This is a genomic window from Desulfobacteraceae bacterium (assembly GCA_022340425.1).
Taxonomy (GTDB): domain Bacteria; phylum Desulfobacterota; class Desulfobacteria; order Desulfobacterales; family JAABRJ01; genus JAABRJ01.
In genome coordinates, this window is the sequence record JAJDNY010000151.1 from 19,363 (window position 1) to 37,051 (window position 17,689).

Here is a 17,689-nt window from a genome sequence, read left to right on the forward strand (position 1 = left end):
CCCATACAGGTAAACCCATGGATAGGCGCCTGGGATTTTCCCCCTCCGCAGGCAGCGGCCCATCCACGCGGCGGCCATTGGCGTGGTCGACTCAACCCTTCGGCAGACCCCCCTTGAAAATCGGGGGCGATGAGACTAAGCTTCCCCTCCGCCGTCTTGGAAGCCACCGCGCGGCCCGCCGGCCTGCCGGTCAAGGCGGCAATACCCTTGGGTCTCTGGCCAGCAAAGCTGCGGTTTTGCCGGAATTCGCCTCCCTTATTATCCCCTCTGGCTCCCCTTTAGCCGGGGTTTTCATAACCAGCCATGATGCAGCACCCGAGCCCCGGGGCCTTTTGCGCTGTCCCCAAAAACGTCCGATCCCAAAGAAAACGGAACGCTATGAAAAAGATTTTCGTCAAAAGCGACAACATCGCCACCCTGGTCTGCGACGGCTGCGGCAAGCGTCGCCGCAAGGACGTCAGCCGCTTTACTCGTCTCAAGCAGGAGATCCGCCTGAAATGGACCTGCCCCTGCGGCGCCGTCAACCGGGCAGTGCTTGAGCGGCGCAATTTCGTTCGCTTCAAGGTGAACCTTTCGGGAAAGTTTTCTTATCATTCCCAGGATGGCCAGCACTCGGTGGCGCCCCTTGTGGTGGTGGATATTTCCCAGGGCGGTTTGCTCTTCAAGCGGCGCACGGGCCTGGGCAGCTACCCGTTTCGGGAAGGGGATCGCCTAAGCGTGCAAATCGATCTGGACGATCAAAACCGGTCATCCGTCCAGCGGGAGGTGGGGGTGCGCACCATCCGCGAAGACGGTTCGGTGGGCGCGGAATTCGTCTCAAAGGAGCATTACGACCGCTTGGGTCCCTACCTGCTTTACCACAGCGCCTGAGCGGGGCATGACACGGGCGGATAAACCTGCCGGCGGCTGCGACACCCCGACGGCTGCGGCCCCATCGGCGGACGTTCCCTGTGGGTGTCCCGAAGACAGCCGCAGTCACCCCCGGTTGCGCCGCCCGGTGACCCAAACCTTTCATTATTCTTCCAAAGACGCTTCTTCGCTTGCGGTTTCGGTTCTGTTTTTACCCGCTTTCTTGGCGCTGTAGAGCGCACGGTCAGCGGCCGCCACCATCTTTTGGGGCGTATCCGTTGACCGGCCAAACTGGCTTACCCCCACACTGATCGTCACGCCGAAACCGTTGAACTTCAGATTTTCCACCGCCTGGCGCAGGCGCTCGCCGGCCTGAAAGGCATATCCGATGTCCGTGCCGGGCATGATGACGACCAACTCCTCGCCGCCGTAGCGCGCGGCCACATCCATCGTCCGAACCGATTTACGGATGGTGGCCCCCAGTCGATTCAAGACCTCGTCGCCTTTCAAATGGCCGTGGGTGTCGTTGACCCGTTTAAAATCGTCGATGTCGATCATCAACAGGCAAAGAGACGTCCCGTGGCGGCGGGCGCGCTCGATCTCTTTTTTCAAGAGCGTCTCGAAGACATCCCGCGTAAACAAGCCGGTCAGTTCATCCCGCAGCGTGGTGGCGGCGATGAAGCTGATTTTCTCCTCTTCGATTATTTTGGGGTGGAACAACCGGTCCTTGACGTTGGCCAGGTAGTCCAGCGAGGCCACCGCCACGCCGACCTCCCGGCCGAGGGCATGCTCCAGTTGCTGCATGTGGTGCACGATCGCATCCCACAGGGCAAGGGCTTCGGTCTCACTGAAGGGTTCGTGGGTCAGCGATTTGAGAAGGGTCGGGTAGAGACTGTCGCCAAACTTTTTTTCAAATTTTTTTCGAATCCCCTCATCCCGGGCAATGGCCTCGACGACTTCCAGCGGCATGGCATCCTGATCGACTTCAAGGATGTCTCGGAGCTGCTTGTTGTCATCGTCCTTTTCCAAAAGCCCCCTCTCCCCCTAAAAGAGCTGCAGCCGCTCGCGGTAGGCGTCGATCACCTCGCGCGGGTCGTGGGTGATCACGATATTGTCCTTGACCCAGGCCGGCGCGCGGCCTTTTTCCACCATCCGGTGGATCTGACGGGTCATGTCCGCCCAGAAGCCCCCGCCGCCGTCGGTGTCGAAGAGGATGATGGGGACCGGCTCCATGATCGAGAGCTTCATGTTGCACAGGGTGATCCCCAACTCCTCCAGGGTCCCCAGGCCGCCGACATTGAAGATCGGAAACGAGGCGATCTCGAACCATTTCTGCCGGCTGTGGCGGCAGGTGGACTGGAAAACCTGGCAGAAGTCCACATCGGTGGTCATGGCCTGGTCGGTGATTTCCAGGAAGTTGGCCCCCGAGAGGATCCCGCGCGCCTTGGCCAGCGTGTTGGCCTTTTCCATCACCCCGCTGCCGCCGCCGGTAACGATGCCGATGTGGCGCCCCCAGAAGTCCACCAGCGCGTCCAGCAGGGCTTCCAGGCGCCGCACGCCCCGGCCGTCGAGCTCCGTGGTGGAGCCGTAGAAGGCGAAGAGCATGGACTTGTGGAAATCGGAGAGCCGGTCGGGGGTCACGAAATAGCCCATGCCGTCGCGCATGGTGTGGGCCATGATGCGCCGGGTCAGGCTGGAGACCCAGAACACCTGGACCCCGAAGGTGTGGTAATCTTGCAGACGGCCGTGGTCGTTCTGGGAGAGAAACGGCCCGTGTTCGCGCGAGGGTTCCAGGAAGTAGAGGGTGTCGATTTTGCCATCGCAGACCACGTTGATGATATCGCGGTGCTCGACGATGTTGGGGAAGTACTTCAGCACCAGGGCCGAGGGGGCCTCGATGGCCGCCTCCCTGAGGTGGGCGGTGGCATACTGGTGGGCGCAGCAGCTGCGAATCGAGAAATCCCGCCGGGCCAGGGCGCATTCGGCCATGGTGGCGGGACAGGGCGCGTCGGGGCCGTTGACGAAAAAGCGCGGCTGACCGTCAGCCTTGGCGAGCAGCCCCACCGGTTTGTCGAGAAAATGGCAGGTGGCCGGCCGCAAGGCGTCCAGCTGCACCCCCAGCGCCCGCATTTCCTGGAAGGTGTAGTGCGGCCGGCCCTTGTCGCTTTTGCGGCGGCTGGGCCGGATGGTGGGCGCCCGGTAGATCTTGGCGGTGATCAGCGGGTTGACCAAAAGGTGCGCGGTGCGGTTGACGATCTCCAGGTAGATGCGGATGCCGCGGGTCTTGATGGGGTCCAGGATCGTGGCCGGCAGGTGGCCGCCCAGCTCAAAGCCGCTTTGCAGCACCACGTAGTGCTCGTTGAGGTACATGGAGCAGGTGGTGATGACCCCTTCGCCGGCCGGGATTTTAAGGGCGGCCACGGGCCGTCGGACCTGATGCCGGCCGAGGATCTCGCGGCCGTTGTCCTTGATCAGAATGCGCCCCAGGACTTCGCGGCCGATGGGTTCCTTCAGCTCGCAGACCACCCGGTGGGGGGCGATCACGATGCTGCCATCGCTGGAAATCGAGGTAGAAGCCGGCAGCTTCAAGGCCGAATCCTCGATGGCGGCCAGCACCTGGTCGGAGGTCATCAGGGCGTCGGGGTCGCAGTAGACCAGGCGGCCCACCGGCAGCCCGGCCGTGAAAAAATCGCGCAACAGATCGAGCCCCGGGTAGCCGGCGATCACCTGGGTGGCGGTGAGATCCAGGACGGCCGTCCGCCCGTCGAGGCACGCCGCGGTGAGCGGAGGCCCCTTGATCTGCACCCCCAGCCGGGCGATGCGCGAGCGTTCGCTGAAGATCACGTCCTGGGGCTGGTGCCGGATGCATTCGATCAGACGGTCGGAGAGGCTAAAGGCGGCCTGGAAGCGGATCTGCCGGCCGTTTGACTCCGAGACCCGCGTGATCAAGCCGTCGGCGGTCTGCAGCAGACCGCGGAAAATCTGGGGGGTGGCTTCGGGTGTGATCATGCCCTCGTTTCTCTGATATGGGTGTCAGGGAAAAAGATATAGCGCCGACCTGCCGGGACAGGGGGGAACCGGCCGGCTAATTGGTGCCGGCCCCGAAGCAGCTGGCCGCCTTCTGCCAGCTGCCGGCCTTGACCCAGCGGTATTTTTCCCTGAAGAGGGTGTCGCTGCGGTGGTAGCGGCCGGTCCGGCTGCGCTCGAGAAAGCGGCCGAAGTCCCCGGGGCCGCCGTTGTACAAGCCGTAAAGCAGGCCGGCGAAGCGTTCGTCGGAGAGCTTGGCGGCCCGGGCCCGGTTCTTGGGGTTGCCCTCGATGTACTTCGCGATGTAGAGGTCCAGCACCTCGCAGCCGGCCAGGGCGTTGTAGCGGATGCTCCAGCGCAGCCGGTTGAGGTCGTAAAGCCCGCGCCAGACCCGTTCGTTGATCTGCATCAACCCCACCGAGGAGCCGTTGTAAGAGCGCAGGTAGACGAGCTTGTCGTCTTTCACATGGTACTGCCGGAAACAGCTCTCCTGCCAGGCGGTGGCCGCCACCAGCCGTCGAAAAAACGGGGCGCTGCGCAGGTCGCTGGGGCGCTTTTTGAGGGTCTGGTCGGCCGCCGCGGCCAGCAGCTTGCGAACCCGCCCGAGCAGCTGGTCGGCGGGGGTGTAAGGCGCCATCCAGCCCCTGATCTCGGCGAGGCTGTCCTGTTTTGGGGCTGCCGCCGCCCAGGCTTGGGGAAAGAAGAACATGCCCACCGGCCCTTGCTCGGCGGCCGGGGGGCCGGCCGGGGTCTCCGGCGGCCATCCACCCTCCAGGCTCTCGCCTTCAAGGGCCGGCCCGGGGTCCTCCAACGGCGGCCCCAGCCCCAGGACCGTCCGCAGCCCCACGTCGATTACCTCGCAATCCACCCCCTCCGCGTCGGGCTCACAGCCCAGCAGGCGCACCAGATGAATCAACCCCGCCCGGCTGACGTCGATTCCCAGGCTCGGGCCGATCTGATCCAGCGCCGTCAGCGCATCCGAGGCCGTGAAGAAGGCCAGGTAACCCAGCAGCGAGGAAGACGGCCCCGCGTTCAGGGCGCGTCTGAACACCGCGGCCAGCTGCTGCCAGGCCCAGGCGAACTGGACGCGCACGAAATCTTGGGCGAGGGAATTTTCGGTCAGCCCCTGGCTGAAACCATGCCGGGTGGTCAGCAGGACGTCCAGCAGCACCTGGCGGTCGGCCTCCAGGAGATCCCGCCCCGCAAGCGCTCTGAGGATCTGGGCGAGGTAGGCGTCCCAAACCTCCCAGTTGGCGGTAAACCCGGCCAGTTCAGCCTCGGACAGCGGGCGGGGAGCGCCCTCGGCTGGTTCCCCGGGCACTTCGTCGACCACTTCCGCAACCAAACCGGAGAGGGTGATCCGGACCGCCGCCGCATCGGCCGCCACACCCGCCGCCCGCAGACTGGCGGCCAGGTCTTGGGCGCGGAGCCCGTCAGCCGCTGGGAAGAGCTCCGTCAGAAAGGCCTTGAGCTCCGCCACCGGGGGGGCCAGGTCGACCCGGATATCCGCCAACCGTTCGTAAACGTGGGTTTGGACCATATCCCAGACCAGGCCCACCAGCCTGGCCGGCTGCCGCTGGCGATCCAGCACCTGGGAGCCCACGGTGTCGAAGGTGAGCGTCCAGCCGCCGGGCTCCATCCGCGGCCGCTGGTGCAGCACCAGAATCCCTTCCCAGTCGATCGGCGCCAGGCAGGCATCTCCCAGGGCGGCCCCCAGGCGGAGCGACACCTGGAATTCGGAGCGGATCAGCCCGTTTTCGCCGCTGTAGGCCGGCGGCGAAACCACGATCCTGCGGCAGCCGCGGCTTTCATCGAGCACCACGAGGGTTTCGGCCGGCCCGCCGAAAGCCGTGGCCACCACCAGGGCGCGCAGCAGGGGGTAGTCGATGGTGATCGGCAGGGCCACCGTCTTCGTCTGGGCGCCGAGCGGCGGCACCCACCAGAAAACCCAGAGGGCAATTAGAAACCAGGGCAGGCGGCGTTTGGGCGACATGGACGATGGCTCCTGGGTGAAAGGGCCTGTTGACGGAGGCCGGCAAGGGCGCGGGGATCCGAGAAAATCTAGCAGAAAGCGGTTGACATTGCAACCGCGATGTCTTTCCGATGGCGGATTTAAGCCGGATGGGGGTGGGCAACTGTGCCGGGGCGCGCGGTTTTCAATCGACGCCGGCTGGCGGGGATGCCGGCCGCGGCCCGACCGCGATGCACCAGGCGCCTTGCTTCAAAAGCCGGGCCGTGATGGCGACATCCAGGAACTGGGCGATGACGGCGATGTTGGTGCGGGTGTGGCGTGAAGGCTCATGCGTATGGAAGGACCCGCCCCCGGCCAGGGCCATGGGCAGGAGCAGTTGATCGGCCAAGCGGCGGCCCACCGGCACACCCGCCGCCAGGTAGCCCAGGACCTCCTCGGCGGCCGCCCGGGCCACGCTCTCGGCCGGGCGCCCGCGGGCGCCGCAAGCGCTGAAGACCTCGGTGATGTGCTCGCTCTGCACTTCGACCAATACGGCATTGCCGGGTCCGCAGCCGGGAAACTCCCGGATCGCCGCGTCTTTGACCGCAAGCGGCAGAGCGTCCGCCAACGCCGCTGCCTCGCGCTCGGCAATCCGACGCGGCAGGTCGGCCAAGATGACGACGCCCCGCAACCTCAACAATTTGCCGCGCTCCGACAGGTGCAGCGGCCGCAGCCGATCCGCCGGGGTGATACGGGCGGTGAAGCGCCCGCCGCCGGCCGGGAAAAACCCCGGCCGATCCAGCGCGACCTCTACCCGTGGCCCCATCCGGCCGACCAGGGGCAGGAAGGCCTTCTCCAGAAAATCGAAGGGCGGCGCGAACGGGTTGTGGGTGCCACCCTTGAGGACCAGCGTCGAGGGCCCGGCGGCCAGCACCAAGGCGGGAAGCACGGTCTGCAGCACCAGGGTGGCGCTGCCGGCCGAACCCACCGCGAACCGGTAGCCGCCGGGTTTCACCGCTTCCGGTATAAAGGTCAGCTGCGGGGAACCCATGGTCCCCCCCGCCACGCGGGCCGAACCCACGGCGGTGGCCGCGCGCACGGCCGCTACATGCTGCCGCATGAGACCGGGGCGCTGCCGCCCGGCCCGGATACGCCGGATCTCGAAGGCCCGGCCGGTCACCAGCGAGAGCGCCAGCGCGCTGCGCAGCACCTGACCGCCGCCCTCCCCCTGGGCCCCGTCGATCTGCAGCATCGATGCTTCTCCCGAACATAGGCCGTTTGTTGTCGCCGCCGGCGGCAGCGCCGCAAGGGCAGCAGAGGCGTTCAGCCCCTGGCGGTGACCTGCTCCGCCAGGCAGCCGCGACACACCTGCCGACCGTCGATGCTCTGCAGTTTGGAGGCCATGGTGGGCTCGCCGCAGCGGGCGCAGGGCAGGGACTTGTCGATCCGGGCCTTGGGCGGCGGCGCCATCGTCACCGGCGAGAGCTTGAAGAGCCGCTCCTCGGGCATCTCCAGCATTTCCCGGCTGCGCTCCAGGTGCAGCGCTTCGAAGCGCTGCCGCTCGTCATCGCCGGCTTGGCCGCGGATGACCTTCTGCAGCAGGGCGAAGTGCGCCTCGTCGGGCGCGAAGGCGTCCGGTCGCATGACCACCCGCACCCCGTCGCCGCTGGTGCGGCTGAAGAGGGTCAGGGCCATCTTGCCGTAATCCTTGTGAATGAAATTGCCCTTGCCGAAGGTGCAGCCGGTCAGCACCTGGACCGCATCGGCCGAGCAGGCGTCGGTCTCCACCACGGCCACCAGCTCCTCATCGGCCGAGCGGTTTTCACGCAGCCAGGCCATGGCCGCCGCCGCCGCCCGAAAGCCGATCGAAAGCCCCGGGCAGACATGGCCGTGAAAGGCCGCGCAGCGCTTGAAATCCTCACCTTGCATGATGGTGTCTGCGTTCATGGCGATTCTCCTTAATGAATCACGGGGTCTTGTCCGCGGCGTCGTCGGCCAGATCCCGCTGGATCTGCAGCAGCCACTCCGGGAAACGGGGGTTTTCGACGCCGTGGTAGATTTCGACGTAAGGCTTGATGTCGATGATCGGGCTGCCGTCCACCGCCTCCAGGGACCGCACCCGGAGGATGTTCCCCGCCCGCCCCAGCAGGGGCACGGTCGAGATCAGCACCGGGTTGGGCCGGGCCGGGCTGCGGGTGGCGAAAATCCCCTGCAGCGGCAGGTCCTTGCGCCCCATGGGGTGCACCCGGCGCAGCTTGCGGCGCTCCGGGGCCACCAAGTGCGGCCAGTAGAGCACCACGATGTGCGAAAAGGCCTCGATCCCGTCCAGGATCCCCTCCAGGCGCGGGTCGATGACCAGCTCCGAGACCAGGTCCTTGAGCTGCCGGTGCTGCGCGCGAATCTTCTCCAGGCGCTCTTTGAGCTCCAAGTCGCTGTTGCCGGCCCCCAACAGCGGGGTCTTGATGGCGCTGCGCACCACGCCCACCGGCTGCAGGGATATTTCCATTTCCACCAGCTCCTCTGCCATCCGTTGCTCCTTTCCGTGAAGGTTCCGCGAAAACGTGGTTTTTGCGGAACCCCCGCCATTGCACCGCGAGGCGCACGCCCCCCCAAGGCCGCCCGCCTTGGGCTAAAGCGTCAGCTCGACGCCAATAAAGAACGACTGCCCGGGCGCCGAAAACCCGAACGTCTCTTCGTAGTCCTCGTCGAAGAGGTTCTTTGCCATGCCATTGACCATCACAATTATTTTAGCGCAACCCCACGAAGAGATCCAGCGGCTCCAGGATATCCGGGTGTCGCCGCCGTCGGTGAATGGAAGAGGGAAGCAGCCCTGGCGAATGGAAGCTGCGTTTTCATTTCTACGCTCTTTTTTTCCGCGTGCAGCGTAAATCAGCGCAATCTCAGTCGGCGTAGCGTTTGGCCAGGGGATCGGTACCGCCGGGGAACATGGCCGCAAACGGTTCGAAGCGCCCAATGCGCTCCGGGTGCTGTCAGCCGTCGGCAGTTTCACTGTTGGTGGGTTTCACGCCCTCCCGGACCTGTGCGGGGCCACGCACCCGAAAACTAATCCCCAAAACCCGTCGGGGCGCCGATGGGGCCCCAGTCGGCTTGCATCTGATCGTAGACCGGGGCGCCCAGGAGAAAGGTGTAGATCGTGTCGGCCATGGCGGCGGGGTCGATGTCGTCGAAGCGCTCCGGGTAAAGGCGCTTGCCCACCGCCCAGGCGTTGGTCAGGGCCGTGCCGATGTTGGTGGTGTAGAAATTGAAGGGCAGCAGGGTGTAGACTCGGCGGTTTTTGAAAGCCTGCAGGCTCTGGTAGTAGCCGGGCTTTTTGCGGTAATCGGCCGCCACCAGCTCCAGCCCGCCGCCGTCGACGAAGATCACCTCGGGATCGAGCTTGAGCAGGATTTCCTTGTCCACAAAGAGATGGCTGCCCACGCGGGCCTCCACCCGCTCGGCCAGATTCTCGGCGTTCACCCAGGCGAGCGGCATGTACTGCTGCTCGGTGCTTTCGATGCCGTGGCTGCCGCGGTAGCCGATCCCGCCCACATAGACCCGGGCCCGTTTTTCGGGGGGGATGTCGGCGGTGCGCCGCCGCAGTTCACGCCGCTGGTCTTCGATGAAATTCACCACCGCTTCGGCGCGCGCCGTCCGGTTTAAAATTTCCCCGGCCACCCGCAGCGCCTGGAAGACCGCTTCGTCAAAGGTGGCAAAGGCGCCGTAGCTCAGCACCACCACCGGTACCCCCAGAGTCTGCTGCACCTCGTCGGCCAGGGCCGCGTCCATGTAAGTGACGAAAATCACCTCGGGCCGGGCCCGCAGCAGGGCCTCCAGATCGGGTTTTTTGTTAATGCTGGCGGGCCCGCCGGGACCCACCACCGGCAGCCGCGCCAGATCGGGGGACGCCATCCAGTAAGGGCGGCCGCGGGGGCTGCGCTTCTCCATCTCCTCCACCCCAACCACCCGGTCCTGGGCCTGGAGATAGACGATCAGCCGCAGGGCCCCCGGCCCCAGGCAGACGATGCGCTCGGGGTCAAACGGCGCGCTCACCTTCCGCTGGGCCATGTCCGTCACCGTGACCGTGGCGGCGCCGGCCGATGCCGCCGCCAGCAGAACGATCACGCCAATGCCCCATCCCCATCTTTTCCCGATCATTGCCCCTCCCCCGCCGGGGCCACCGGCACCACCACCGCCTGCCCCCGCACCATGGCGATCTCGACATCCACCCCGTAGACCTCCCGCACCAGGGCGGCGTCCACCTCCCGACGCGGGACCCGGGCGTGGACCCGGTGGTCCTTGAGAAACAGAAAGTGATCCGCGAAGCGCAGGGCCAGGTTGAGATCGTGGATCGAGACCACCGCCGCCAGCCCGTCCGAGTGGACGATGCGGCGGATCAGGCCCAGCACCTCCAGCTGGTTCCGGAGATCCAGGCTGCTGGTGGGTTCATCCATCAGCAGGATTTTGGGAGACTGCGCCAGAGCCCGGGCGATGATTACCTTCTGCAGCTCACCGCCGCTCAAAGCGCTCACCGGCCGGTGGGCCAGCGGCGCCAGCCCCATGGCCTCCAGGGCCGCCTCGACCCGGTCATAATCCGCCCGGCCGGCCTTCCAGCGGATGTGCGGCTTGCGGCCCACAAAAACCGCCTCGAAAACCGTCAGCCCGCCCTCCGACGCCTTTTGGGGGATGTAACCCACCCGCCGGGCGATCCGCTGGCAATCCATCCGCAGCAGGTCCTCGTTTTCCAGCAGCACCGTTCCCTGCTGGGGGGCGAGGATCCGGTTGAGGCATTTCAGCAGGGTGGATTTTCCGGCGCCGTTGACCCCCAGGACCCCAAGGATGCGCCCGGCCCCCAGCTCGAAGCCCACATCGTCCAGCACCGCCCGGCCGTTGTAGGCGAAGCGGATCTCCGCCGCCGTCAGCATCAGTGCCGCCCCCGCACCAGCAGAAAGAGAAACATCGGCGCCCCCATGAACGAGGTCACCACCCCCACCGGCAGGGCCCCGGAGCCGATCAGCACCCGCCCGACGGTATCGGCCAGCAGCAGCAGCAGGGCCCCCAGGATCGCGGAGAAGGGGATCAGGAGACCGTTTTCCTCGCCCACCAGGCGCCGGGCCAGGTGGGGCGCGATCAGCCCGACAAAAGCGATCACGCCGTGGAAGGCGGTCACCATGGCGGCGACCAGCGCCGCCGCCAGCATGCCCTGCAGCCGCACCCGGGCCACGTTGGTGCCCAGGCCCCTGGCGGCCTCCTCGCCGGCGGTCAGGGCGTTGAGGTCCCAGCGCCGGATCAGAAGATAGACCATCGTCATCAGGCTGACGGCGGCCACCAACCCGATCTCGCCCCAGTTGGAGCGCGCCACGTCGCCGAAGGTCCAGAAGACCACCACCGCGAGTTCCGTCTCGGTGGCCAGATACTGCACCAGAATCGTGGCCGAGGCGAAGAGCGAGGAGAGCGCCACCCCCGCGAGGATGATCGCTTCGGGTGAAAGCTGGCGGAGACGCGCCAAAGTCAGAATGATCAGGGTGGCGCCCATGGCGCCGGCAAAGGCGAAAACGGTCACGGAGAAGACCCCGGCGCCGAACACGACGATGGCCAGGGCGGCGCCAAAAGCCGCTCCCTGGCTGATGCCGAGAGTGGAGGGCGAGCCCAGCGGGTTTTTGAGCAGGGTTTGAATGCCCAGCCCGGCCAGCGACAGCCCGCAGCCGGAGACGACGGCGGCCAGGATCCGGGGCAGGCGGATCTTCCAGACGACCACATCGGCGGCCTCCGGGGCCCTTCCCACCAGCGCCTGAAGAACCTTAAAAGGCGACAGGTCGTAGGCCCCCTGGCCCACCGCGAAGACCCCCACGGCAAACGTCAATCCGGTGAGGCCCGCCAGCCAGAGGGCTTTTTGGCGCAACTGCCGGCGATAAGCGGCGGCAAGTCCCCCGCCGGGGGTGGTGATCCGACTGTCCTTCATCTCTTTAAAACCCCTGGGGCACGGGCAAAGCCCTGGGTGGGCGCTTCGCCTCGAGGGGCGCGGCACCGGGATGGTGTCGCGGGGCCAAGGTCAAGCCCCCCGCTGACTGCAAGCGCCGGTCAGCCCGGCGTCATTCCTCGAAGAGTATCTTGTGGTTGACCAGGTTCATGCGCTTGATGCGCCCCCGGACGATCTTCTGGTCGCCGAAGATGCCCACCAGCCGGAAGACCCCGTCCTCTTCGGGTTCCACCAGGTCCACGGCCTGCATCAACAGCTCTTCCTTGCCGTCCTTGACGAAATAGGCATTGGCTTCACACATGGTTGATTACCTCCTTGATTTTTCCTTCCACCGCGCGCTGCACCAGGTGCGGCAGCGGCTCCCAAACCACCCCGATGATCTCGATCGGCTCCTGGGAAAAGGGCACCAGCACCTTCAGCGCCGGGCTCGAGGTGACCGCCGCCGCCATGGCCGGGGTGACCTCGCCCAGCATGGCGTTGGCCCAGGTCACGCTGATCGGCCCGACGATGCAGTCCGCATGGGCCACACAGTGGCAGATGGCGTTTTCACCCGAAGCCCCCTTGTTGGCGCCGGCCTTGAGCATCTGGGCGGTGGCGATGGCGTTGGTGCCCAGAGCGATCAGTTCGACGCTCTCGCCGAAAGCTTCCTTGATATATTTGATGAGGGTGGCCCCGATGCCGCCCCCCTGGCCGTCCAACACACAGATTCGTTTACGCAATATGTTCATCCTTGGGTTAAGGTCGTCCCCCCTTCACACCCCTTTCGCCAAAAAGAAAAGCCATAAATTCCGGGCTGCTGCCAGCCGCGGCCTTCATGGCCTGAAAATTAAAAAAAGTGGGGTCGAAACCGGAGCGGGCGCCTTCATGACGCCGGATCTGGTGCCTTTCTACGCCAAAAGAAAACCGGTTGTCAAGGCAAAAGGGTCCGGCCCGCCCGGATGGATCGGCTCAAAAGATGCAGGCGAAACCAAGCTGAGGTCAGCTCACGATTTCGTTCCATTCCCCCTGCCACAACAGGTGGATGAAATCCGTGTAGGGCAGAATATCAATGCCATCCTCGGTCTTGCGCCTGTTCTTTTCAAGGCCCACCAGGAGAAGATGCCCGACGGACGGATAATCCTGGCGGTCTTGAGCAGATCGATGCGCACCGCATCCGGGTAGACGGATTTCAACAACGTGGTTTTCCCGGTTTGCCGTGGCCCCCACAAAAAAAAACTTCGCTTCGGATCGGCGGGGAGTGCCAGCAACCTTTTGCACATCGTGTGAGTCCCCAATGAAATACATGTATATTGACGCCGTACAGCATGATCGTAAAGAACACGGGAAATGTAAAGGCATTTGCCGGTTAGCACCAAGAAGGGGCGGAATGCCCACAGGGGCTGGCCACAGGGCAGGCGTCGCCGTCGATTGTAACCTGAAGGGGCAGCGCGCCTCACTCCCCCGGGACGGGCTTGAGCTTGAGGATGACGTCCAAGAGCAGGGTGTATTTGGCCGGTGTGGGGCCGTCGGCGCCCTCGATGTCGAAGGTTCGCAGGTCGATCTGAAAGGCGCTGCGCACCAGGAGCCGCGGGGCGCCGTCCGCGCCGATGACCGGCTCGAATTCCGCAACCACCGAGAGGGGCACACTTTTTCCCTTCAAGGTGAAATTGCCGGAGACCGCCGCCGGCGTCAGCCGTCCGTAAGCAATCGGCTCGCCGTCGCCGCTGACGGCCTGAATATCGAAGCGCGCCTGGGGAAAGGTCCTGGCGCCCAGAAGAGCGCTGCCGCGAACGGCCTCATCCAGCACCGGTTCCCCCAGGGTGACCGCGCGGCGCGTGTCGACCTCGACAAACCCGGTGGTGCCTTCCACGGCAAGGGTTTCCGGCAGCGACAGGCGACCCGCGGCCACTTTGACCTCGCCGGCATAGTGGTCCAGGGGCGCCGGAAACCGGAACTGGATCATCGGGGGATCATCGGGACCGGGCCCCTCCAGGGTCCAGACGCGCGCCAGGGCGACATCCGGGGTGCTGTCGGCGGCCGCCAGGGCGGGCGCCGCGGGCAGCGTAAAACCGATCTCCTCCCAGCTCAGACGGGGGACCGCGGCGGCCACCGGGTCAAAGGCGTCACCGCTCGCCGGGCTCCCGATCTGCCGGACCACGGCGGCTTCCATCAGCGCAGCGGCCTGTTCGAAGAGCTTCCAGCGGGACTTCCAGGCACCGGTCAGCGGGTCCTGCTTTTTCTCGAAGATCGGGGACTCGCAGTCAAACTGGGAATACAGCGCCAGGGAGAGATACAGCGTGCCCTCCGGGGACACCCAGGGGTAGAAGTCCATGTAAAACCCCCGGTCGGCACGTTCCAGGTCCACCACAGGCTGGAGTTTAAAGTGCCCAAAGCCGCGGACGATGCTGGCCAGGGCCTCTTCCAGAAAGGCCTCGTGGGAATAGCCCGCCGGCTGCGTGCCGGTGACCGCCGACACCTTAAGCGGCGCCCAGACCCGGCTGCGGCCGTTTTGCCAGACGGGGATGCGTTCCCGGCGGTTGGGCGCCTCCCCCTGGGGAACGAAACGGGAGGTGCGGATGAAATTGCGCACCCGGCCCGGGGTGGTCGTGCGCCCCTGGTAGAGCGAGCGGCCGCGGTGGTTTTGAAAGACGATCAGCGGGGTGACGGCGACCTCCGGGGGCGCGCCGCCGCCGGCCGCGACAACGTGCAGGGGCACCCCCAGGCCGGATGCGACCTCGCCGATGGCGGGCAGCTGTTGGCTTTGAAACACCCGGTCCACCTCGGAGGGTCCGGGCTGAACGAACACGATCAGCTGCTCGGACGAAGGCGCCGCACCAGTCGCCGGCGCACCCACCGGCAGCAGCAGCAAGGCGGCCGCTGCCACGAAGGTTACGAACGGTTTAAGGATATTAAGGGAAACGATCATTGCGGGCTTCCTACGGCTGCCGGATGACCTCGATGCTGACCGTCAGGTCCACCTCGTCGCTGAGCCCCTCCAGCATGAAGTCCATCCCCCAGTCGCTGCGCTTGATGGTGAATTCGGTCTCGAAGCCCCGCCGGAACTTTCCCCAGGGGTCCTGGCCGGCACCGGTCTTGCGGGCGGTGACGGTCACCGGCCGCGTCTGGCCGAGGAGGGTCAGGTCGCCGGTGATCTCGAAGCTGTCCGCCGCCAGCTTTTGGATCTTGGTGCTCTGAAAGCTGATGGTGGTGAACTTTTCGGCGTTGAAGAAGTCCGCACTGCGCAGGTGCTCGTCGCGCTTTTGGACATCGGTGTCAACGTCTTTGGCGTTTACCTGCATGGCGACGGCGACGATGGTCGCATTGGCGTCGTCCCAGGTCAGCTCGCCGGTGGCCCCGTTGAAGCGCCCGTAGGAGTAGCCAATGTCGAGGTGCTTGATTTTGAACAGGATGTAGCTGTGGACGGTATCCACCTGATAGGTTTCAGCGGCGCGTGCGGGCGCTGCAGCCGCCGCCAGCGCGACGGCAACCACGGCGATAAATCGAGTGACAAAAGACTGAATCTGCATGGCGGCCTCCTTCCGAGGGGGGGTGGTGAAAAGGGAGCGGCTGAAACACGGCCACAACCGCCGGGTGGGGATAGGTCGGTGCGCCGCGAGCGGGCGCTTTCCGCGATACCGAGCGATGAGGTTCAACGTAATGGCCGCGGCAGGCTTGTCAAGTTGCGCACGGCGGGCGCAGGGGAAGATCCCTGGGGTCGGGGTGACCGCCACCACGGCCGTTATCACCCGGAGACCCGGACGGCGGCAATCGCTTGGAAGACGCCCATTTTGCGGATTGCTAGTGGCCGAAGGGGCATACCGGGTAGCGGCACTCGGGGCAGCCCAGGCACAGGCCACCGTGGCCCATGTCGGCGATGGTTTCGCGGGTGATGGGTTCACCGGCCAGCACCCGCGGCAGCATCAGGTCAAAGACCGTGGTGGGGTGATAGTAGACACAGGCCGGCAGACCCAGGATCTGGGTTTCCCCGAGGCGCGCGTAAAGGAACATGGCGCCGGGCAAAATCGGGCTGCCGTAGGCGATGACCTCGGCCCCGGCCAGACGGACGCCCATGCGCGTGACGTCGTCGGGGTCCACCGAGAGGCCGCCGGTGGTCAGGATCAGCTCGCAGCCCAGATCCACCAGTTCGCCCAGCGCCGCGGCGATCCGCCCGGGGTCGTCGGGAACGATGATCTTGCGGACGAAAGTACAGCCGTAGTCCTGGGCTTTTTGCCCGACGTAACGGTCGAACTCGTCCTGGATCAAGCCCGCGTGGAGTTCCGATCCGGTCACCAGCCCGCCGAAGCGCATCCGGCGGTAAGGGGTGATTTCCAGCACGGGGGCCGCTTTTGCGGCCAGGGCTTCCAGGGCTTCGATCCGCGCGCGGGATATGGTCAAAGGAATGATGCGGGTGGCGGCCACGGTCTGGCCCCGGCGGCACGGCGTGCCGGTTTTCAGAGTGGCCAGGATCAGATCGCCGATCTGATTGATCCCCCTAAGCCCGGCGACGTTGACCCGCAGCAGGCCCTCGCAGGTGCTCTGGATGCTGGATTTTCCCTCGCAGGGCGACCCCCAGGCGAGGTTCGGGCCTGAAACCGCCGCCGCGATCCGCAGCGCGGCCTGGTCCTCGTGCAGGTCTTCGGGTGACAGCTCCAGCACGTATAGGTGGCTCTTGCCCATCTTGAGCAGTTCGGGAATGTCGGCCGCGGCGACGACGTGGCCTTTCTTGAACCCCACGCCCTTGAACCGGCCGGGGATGATGCGGGTCATGTCGTGGGCCAAAACGCTGCCCACGGCATCTTCGACGCGGATTGTTTTCATTTGGTCACGGTTCCTGTCAGCCGGCGGCAGTGCCGTCCTGAAATTGGTGGCTGTCGGGGGTGCACTGCAACCATCCGAGTTCCTGAGGGATTCGCTTGGCCGTCCGGCAACAGGGGGTGCAGACTCTCAACGGGTCAAACACCAGGCGGCGGCCGCGGACATCTTTAACAATCCCGAGCAGGGCCGTCAATTGCGCCGTGGCGTTCTGCCACCACCGCGGCCGCACCCTTCCCGAGGTCAATTGAAGCGGCAACGCCAGCCGGCGGGCGGCCCGACCCGCCCCCAGCAGAGCGGCTCCCGATAATTTCCAGGCCAGGATAAAATACTCGTTTAACGTTATTTATGGTCTGTTATAGATTAAATAAAATAAGATTTCATTTTAAAACCAATTTTAAAAACCAAAAAAGACCGTAACAGGATATGTCAATATTGACATATCCTTCGTTTAACGCTACAACGCGGCAGCAATTGGATTCCCCACAGGACAATGGCGAAAGAAACCGCCTTTTCCCCCGGCACCATCATCCATGCCCTGCGATTACAAACAAAAATACATCTTGGGATTCCGGGCCGAGGCCCGGCGTTTGAATGCGGCCCTGGATGCGGCCGGCCGTTCGCATGTCGTCAACGAGGACTGGATGACCGCCTGGCTGGCACAAACTGAGGCCCTGGCCGCGGACCGGCCCGAATATTGGCTCTTGCTGATGCGGTTAACCGAACTGGCGCTGTGGTGCGCCGGCAATTATGCCGACGCGGCGGAATTTTCGCCCGCCGGCGATCTGCTGGTCAACCCACGGGAGGTGTGGGTGGCGGTTGGAGACCGTCGGCAGCCGCTGCGCAAGTGGCGCCACGGTCGCATGACGGAGCAGTTCGGGCCCGGCGAACTGCGACCGGAGGCGCGCATGGCCTGGCTGAAATCGGAAACCCGCATTGCTGGCAGCATTCAGCCGCTTTTGCCCTGGCTGTGTGCCACACTGGAAGCATCGGGACGGGTTGCCCCCGGCGGCACAAGCTGGTGGATTTCGCCACCCTGCACGTCCCCATCCGGGTGGGCAGCGACATCGCCTTTTTGAACGCCTTGATGCATG

The 17,689-nt window shown here is 65.2% G+C and carries 18 protein-coding genes; 3 read left to right on the forward strand and 15 right to left on the reverse strand.

The features are described 5' to 3' along the window. The first annotated feature begins 378 nt into the window (after positions 1-378). Positions 379-870, forward strand: coding sequence for a PilZ domain-containing protein (locus LJE63_13090; GenBank protein ID MCG6907541.1), 492 nt, complete (start codon positions 379-381; stop codon positions 868-870). 144 nt (positions 871-1,014) lie between these two features. Here LJE63_13090 and LJE63_13095 read toward each other — a convergent pair whose 3' ends face one another. From LJE63_13095 to LJE63_13150, 12 genes are all read right to left on the reverse strand, one after another. Further along, the gene (locus LJE63_13095; protein ID MCG6907542.1) at positions 1,015-1,878 is read right to left on the reverse strand and encodes a GGDEF domain-containing protein; all 864 of its coding nucleotides are present in this window, start codon (positions 1,876-1,878) and stop codon (positions 1,015-1,017) included. Between the two features lie 15 nt (positions 1,879-1,893). Then, entirely contained in the window at positions 1,894-3,858 is a 1,965-nt protein-coding gene (locus LJE63_13100; GenBank protein MCG6907543.1) for an LOG family protein, read from the reverse strand. 76 nt (positions 3,859-3,934) lie between these two features. Continuing rightward, a complete protein-coding gene (locus LJE63_13105; protein MCG6907544.1) occupies positions 3,935-5,869 on the reverse strand; it encodes a hypothetical protein in 1,935 nt (644 codons plus the stop codon). 163 nt (positions 5,870-6,032) lie between these two features. Next, positions 6,033-7,079 carry an RNA 3'-terminal phosphate cyclase gene (gene rtcA / locus LJE63_13110; protein ID MCG6907545.1) on the reverse strand — a complete coding sequence of 349 codons (1,047 nt, stop codon included), beginning with the start codon at positions 7,077-7,079 and terminating at the stop codon, positions 6,033-6,035. 71 nt (positions 7,080-7,150) lie between these two features. Then, positions 7,151-7,774 (reverse strand): FmdE family protein, encoded by a 624-nt coding sequence (locus LJE63_13115; protein MCG6907546.1) that lies wholly within the window; start codon positions 7,772-7,774, stop codon positions 7,151-7,153. A gap of 19 nt (positions 7,775-7,793) precedes the next feature. Further along, positions 7,794-8,354 (reverse strand): tRNA (N6-threonylcarbamoyladenosine(37)-N6)-methyltransferase TrmO, encoded by a 561-nt coding sequence (gene tsaA, locus LJE63_13120; GenBank protein MCG6907547.1) that lies wholly within the window; start codon positions 8,352-8,354, stop codon positions 7,794-7,796. A gap of 102 nt (positions 8,355-8,456) precedes the next feature. Beyond that, complete coding sequence (locus tag LJE63_13125; GenBank protein ID MCG6907548.1) at positions 8,457-8,837, reverse strand: hypothetical protein; 381 nt, start codon at positions 8,835-8,837, stop codon at positions 8,457-8,459. Positions 8,838-8,890: 53 nt separating this feature from the next. Next, complete coding sequence (locus LJE63_13130; GenBank protein ID MCG6907549.1) at positions 8,891-9,982, reverse strand: iron ABC transporter substrate-binding protein; 1,092 nt, start codon at positions 9,980-9,982, stop codon at positions 8,891-8,893. Next, entirely contained in the window at positions 9,979-10,749 is a 771-nt protein-coding gene (locus tag LJE63_13135; protein MCG6907550.1) for an ABC transporter ATP-binding protein, read from the reverse strand. Before LJE63_13135 ends, LJE63_13130 begins: the two co-directional genes overlap by 4 nt. Then, positions 10,749-11,786, reverse strand: a complete 1,038-nt coding sequence (locus LJE63_13140) for an iron ABC transporter permease (protein MCG6907551.1) — start codon at positions 11,784-11,786, stop codon at positions 10,749-10,751. Before LJE63_13140 ends, LJE63_13135 begins: the two co-directional genes overlap by 1 nt. A gap of 130 nt (positions 11,787-11,916) precedes the next feature. Further along, complete coding sequence (locus LJE63_13145) at positions 11,917-12,105, reverse strand: CooT family nickel-binding protein (GenBank protein ID MCG6907552.1); 189 nt, start codon at positions 12,103-12,105, stop codon at positions 11,917-11,919. Then, the gene (locus tag LJE63_13150) at positions 12,098-12,532 is read right to left on the reverse strand and encodes a DUF3842 family protein (GenBank protein ID MCG6907553.1); all 435 of its coding nucleotides are present in this window, start codon (positions 12,530-12,532) and stop codon (positions 12,098-12,100) included. The genes LJE63_13145 and LJE63_13150 overlap by 8 nt, the downstream gene beginning before the upstream one ends. A gap of 136 nt (positions 12,533-12,668) precedes the next feature. Here LJE63_13150 and LJE63_13155 point away from each other — a divergent pair, with 136 nt between their 5' ends. Further along, complete coding sequence (locus tag LJE63_13155) at positions 12,669-12,965, forward strand: hypothetical protein (GenBank protein ID MCG6907554.1); 297 nt, start codon at positions 12,669-12,671, stop codon at positions 12,963-12,965. 271 nt (positions 12,966-13,236) lie between these two features. Here the strand turns inward: LJE63_13155 and LJE63_13160 are convergent, their stop codons facing one another. From LJE63_13160 to LJE63_13170, 3 genes are all read right to left on the reverse strand, one after another. After that, positions 13,237-14,709, reverse strand: coding sequence for a YceI family protein (locus LJE63_13160; GenBank protein MCG6907555.1), 1,473 nt, complete (start codon positions 14,707-14,709; stop codon positions 13,237-13,239). A 10-nt stretch (positions 14,710-14,719) separates the two neighbouring features. Then, on the reverse strand, positions 14,720-15,310 hold the full coding sequence (locus LJE63_13165; protein MCG6907556.1) for a YceI family protein: 591 nt from the start codon (positions 15,308-15,310) through the stop codon (positions 14,720-14,722). A 271-nt stretch (positions 15,311-15,581) separates the two neighbouring features. Further along, the gene (locus tag LJE63_13170) at positions 15,582-16,601 is read right to left on the reverse strand and encodes a molybdopterin-binding protein (protein ID MCG6907557.1); all 1,020 of its coding nucleotides are present in this window, start codon (positions 16,599-16,601) and stop codon (positions 15,582-15,584) included. A 638-nt stretch (positions 16,602-17,239) separates the two neighbouring features. Between LJE63_13170 and LJE63_13175 the strand changes: the two genes are divergently transcribed. Beyond that, the gene (locus LJE63_13175) at positions 17,240-17,674 is read left to right on the forward strand and encodes a hypothetical protein (GenBank protein ID MCG6907558.1); all 435 of its coding nucleotides are present in this window, start codon (positions 17,240-17,242) and stop codon (positions 17,672-17,674) included. Positions 17,675-17,689 lie beyond the last annotated feature (15 nt).

Bases quoted from the DNA above. Each gene is read 5' to 3' on its own strand.
- LJE63_13130 (MCG6907549.1), bottom strand. From the start codon at position 9,982: ATGATCGGGAAAAGATGGGGATGGGGCATTGGCGTGATCGTTCTGCTG.
- LJE63_13105 (MCG6907544.1), bottom strand. From the start codon at position 5,869: ATGTCGCCCAAACGCCGCCTGCCCTGGTTTCTAATTGCCCTCTGGGTT.
- LJE63_13145 (MCG6907552.1), bottom strand. From the start codon at position 12,105: ATGTGTGAAGCCAATGCCTATTTCGTCAAGGACGGCAAGGAAGAGCTG.
- LJE63_13150 (MCG6907553.1), bottom strand. From the start codon at position 12,532: ATGAACATATTGCGTAAACGAATCTGTGTGTTGGACGGCCAGGGGGGC.
- LJE63_13135 (MCG6907550.1), bottom strand. From the start codon at position 10,749: ATGCTGACGGCGGCGGAGATCCGCTTCGCCTACAACGGCCGGGCGGTG.
- LJE63_13140 (MCG6907551.1), bottom strand. From the start codon at position 11,786: ATGAAGGACAGTCGGATCACCACCCCCGGCGGGGGACTTGCCGCCGCT.
- LJE63_13100 (MCG6907543.1), bottom strand. From the start codon at position 3,858: ATGATCACACCCGAAGCCACCCCCCAGATTTTCCGCGGTCTGCTGCAG.
- LJE63_13170 (MCG6907557.1), bottom strand. From the start codon at position 16,601: ATGAAAACAATCCGCGTCGAAGATGCCGTGGGCAGCGTTTTGGCCCAC.
- LJE63_13160 (MCG6907555.1), bottom strand. From the start codon at position 14,709: ATGATCGTTTCCCTTAATATCCTTAAACCGTTCGTAACCTTCGTGGCA.
- LJE63_13175 (MCG6907558.1), top strand. From the start codon at position 17,240: ATGACCGCCTGGCTGGCACAAACTGAGGCCCTGGCCGCGGACCGGCCC.
- LJE63_13165 (MCG6907556.1), bottom strand. From the start codon at position 15,310: ATGCAGATTCAGTCTTTTGTCACTCGATTTATCGCCGTGGTTGCCGTC.
- rtcA (MCG6907545.1), bottom strand. From the start codon at position 7,079: ATGCTGCAGATCGACGGGGCCCAGGGGGAGGGCGGCGGTCAGGTGCTG.
- tsaA (MCG6907547.1), bottom strand. From the start codon at position 8,354: ATGGCAGAGGAGCTGGTGGAAATGGAAATATCCCTGCAGCCGGTGGGC.
- LJE63_13115 (MCG6907546.1), bottom strand. From the start codon at position 7,774: ATGAACGCAGACACCATCATGCAAGGTGAGGATTTCAAGCGCTGCGCG.
- LJE63_13155 (MCG6907554.1), top strand. From the start codon at position 12,669: ATGACGCCGGATCTGGTGCCTTTCTACGCCAAAAGAAAACCGGTTGTC.
- LJE63_13090 (MCG6907541.1), top strand. From the start codon at position 379: ATGAAAAAGATTTTCGTCAAAAGCGACAACATCGCCACCCTGGTCTGC.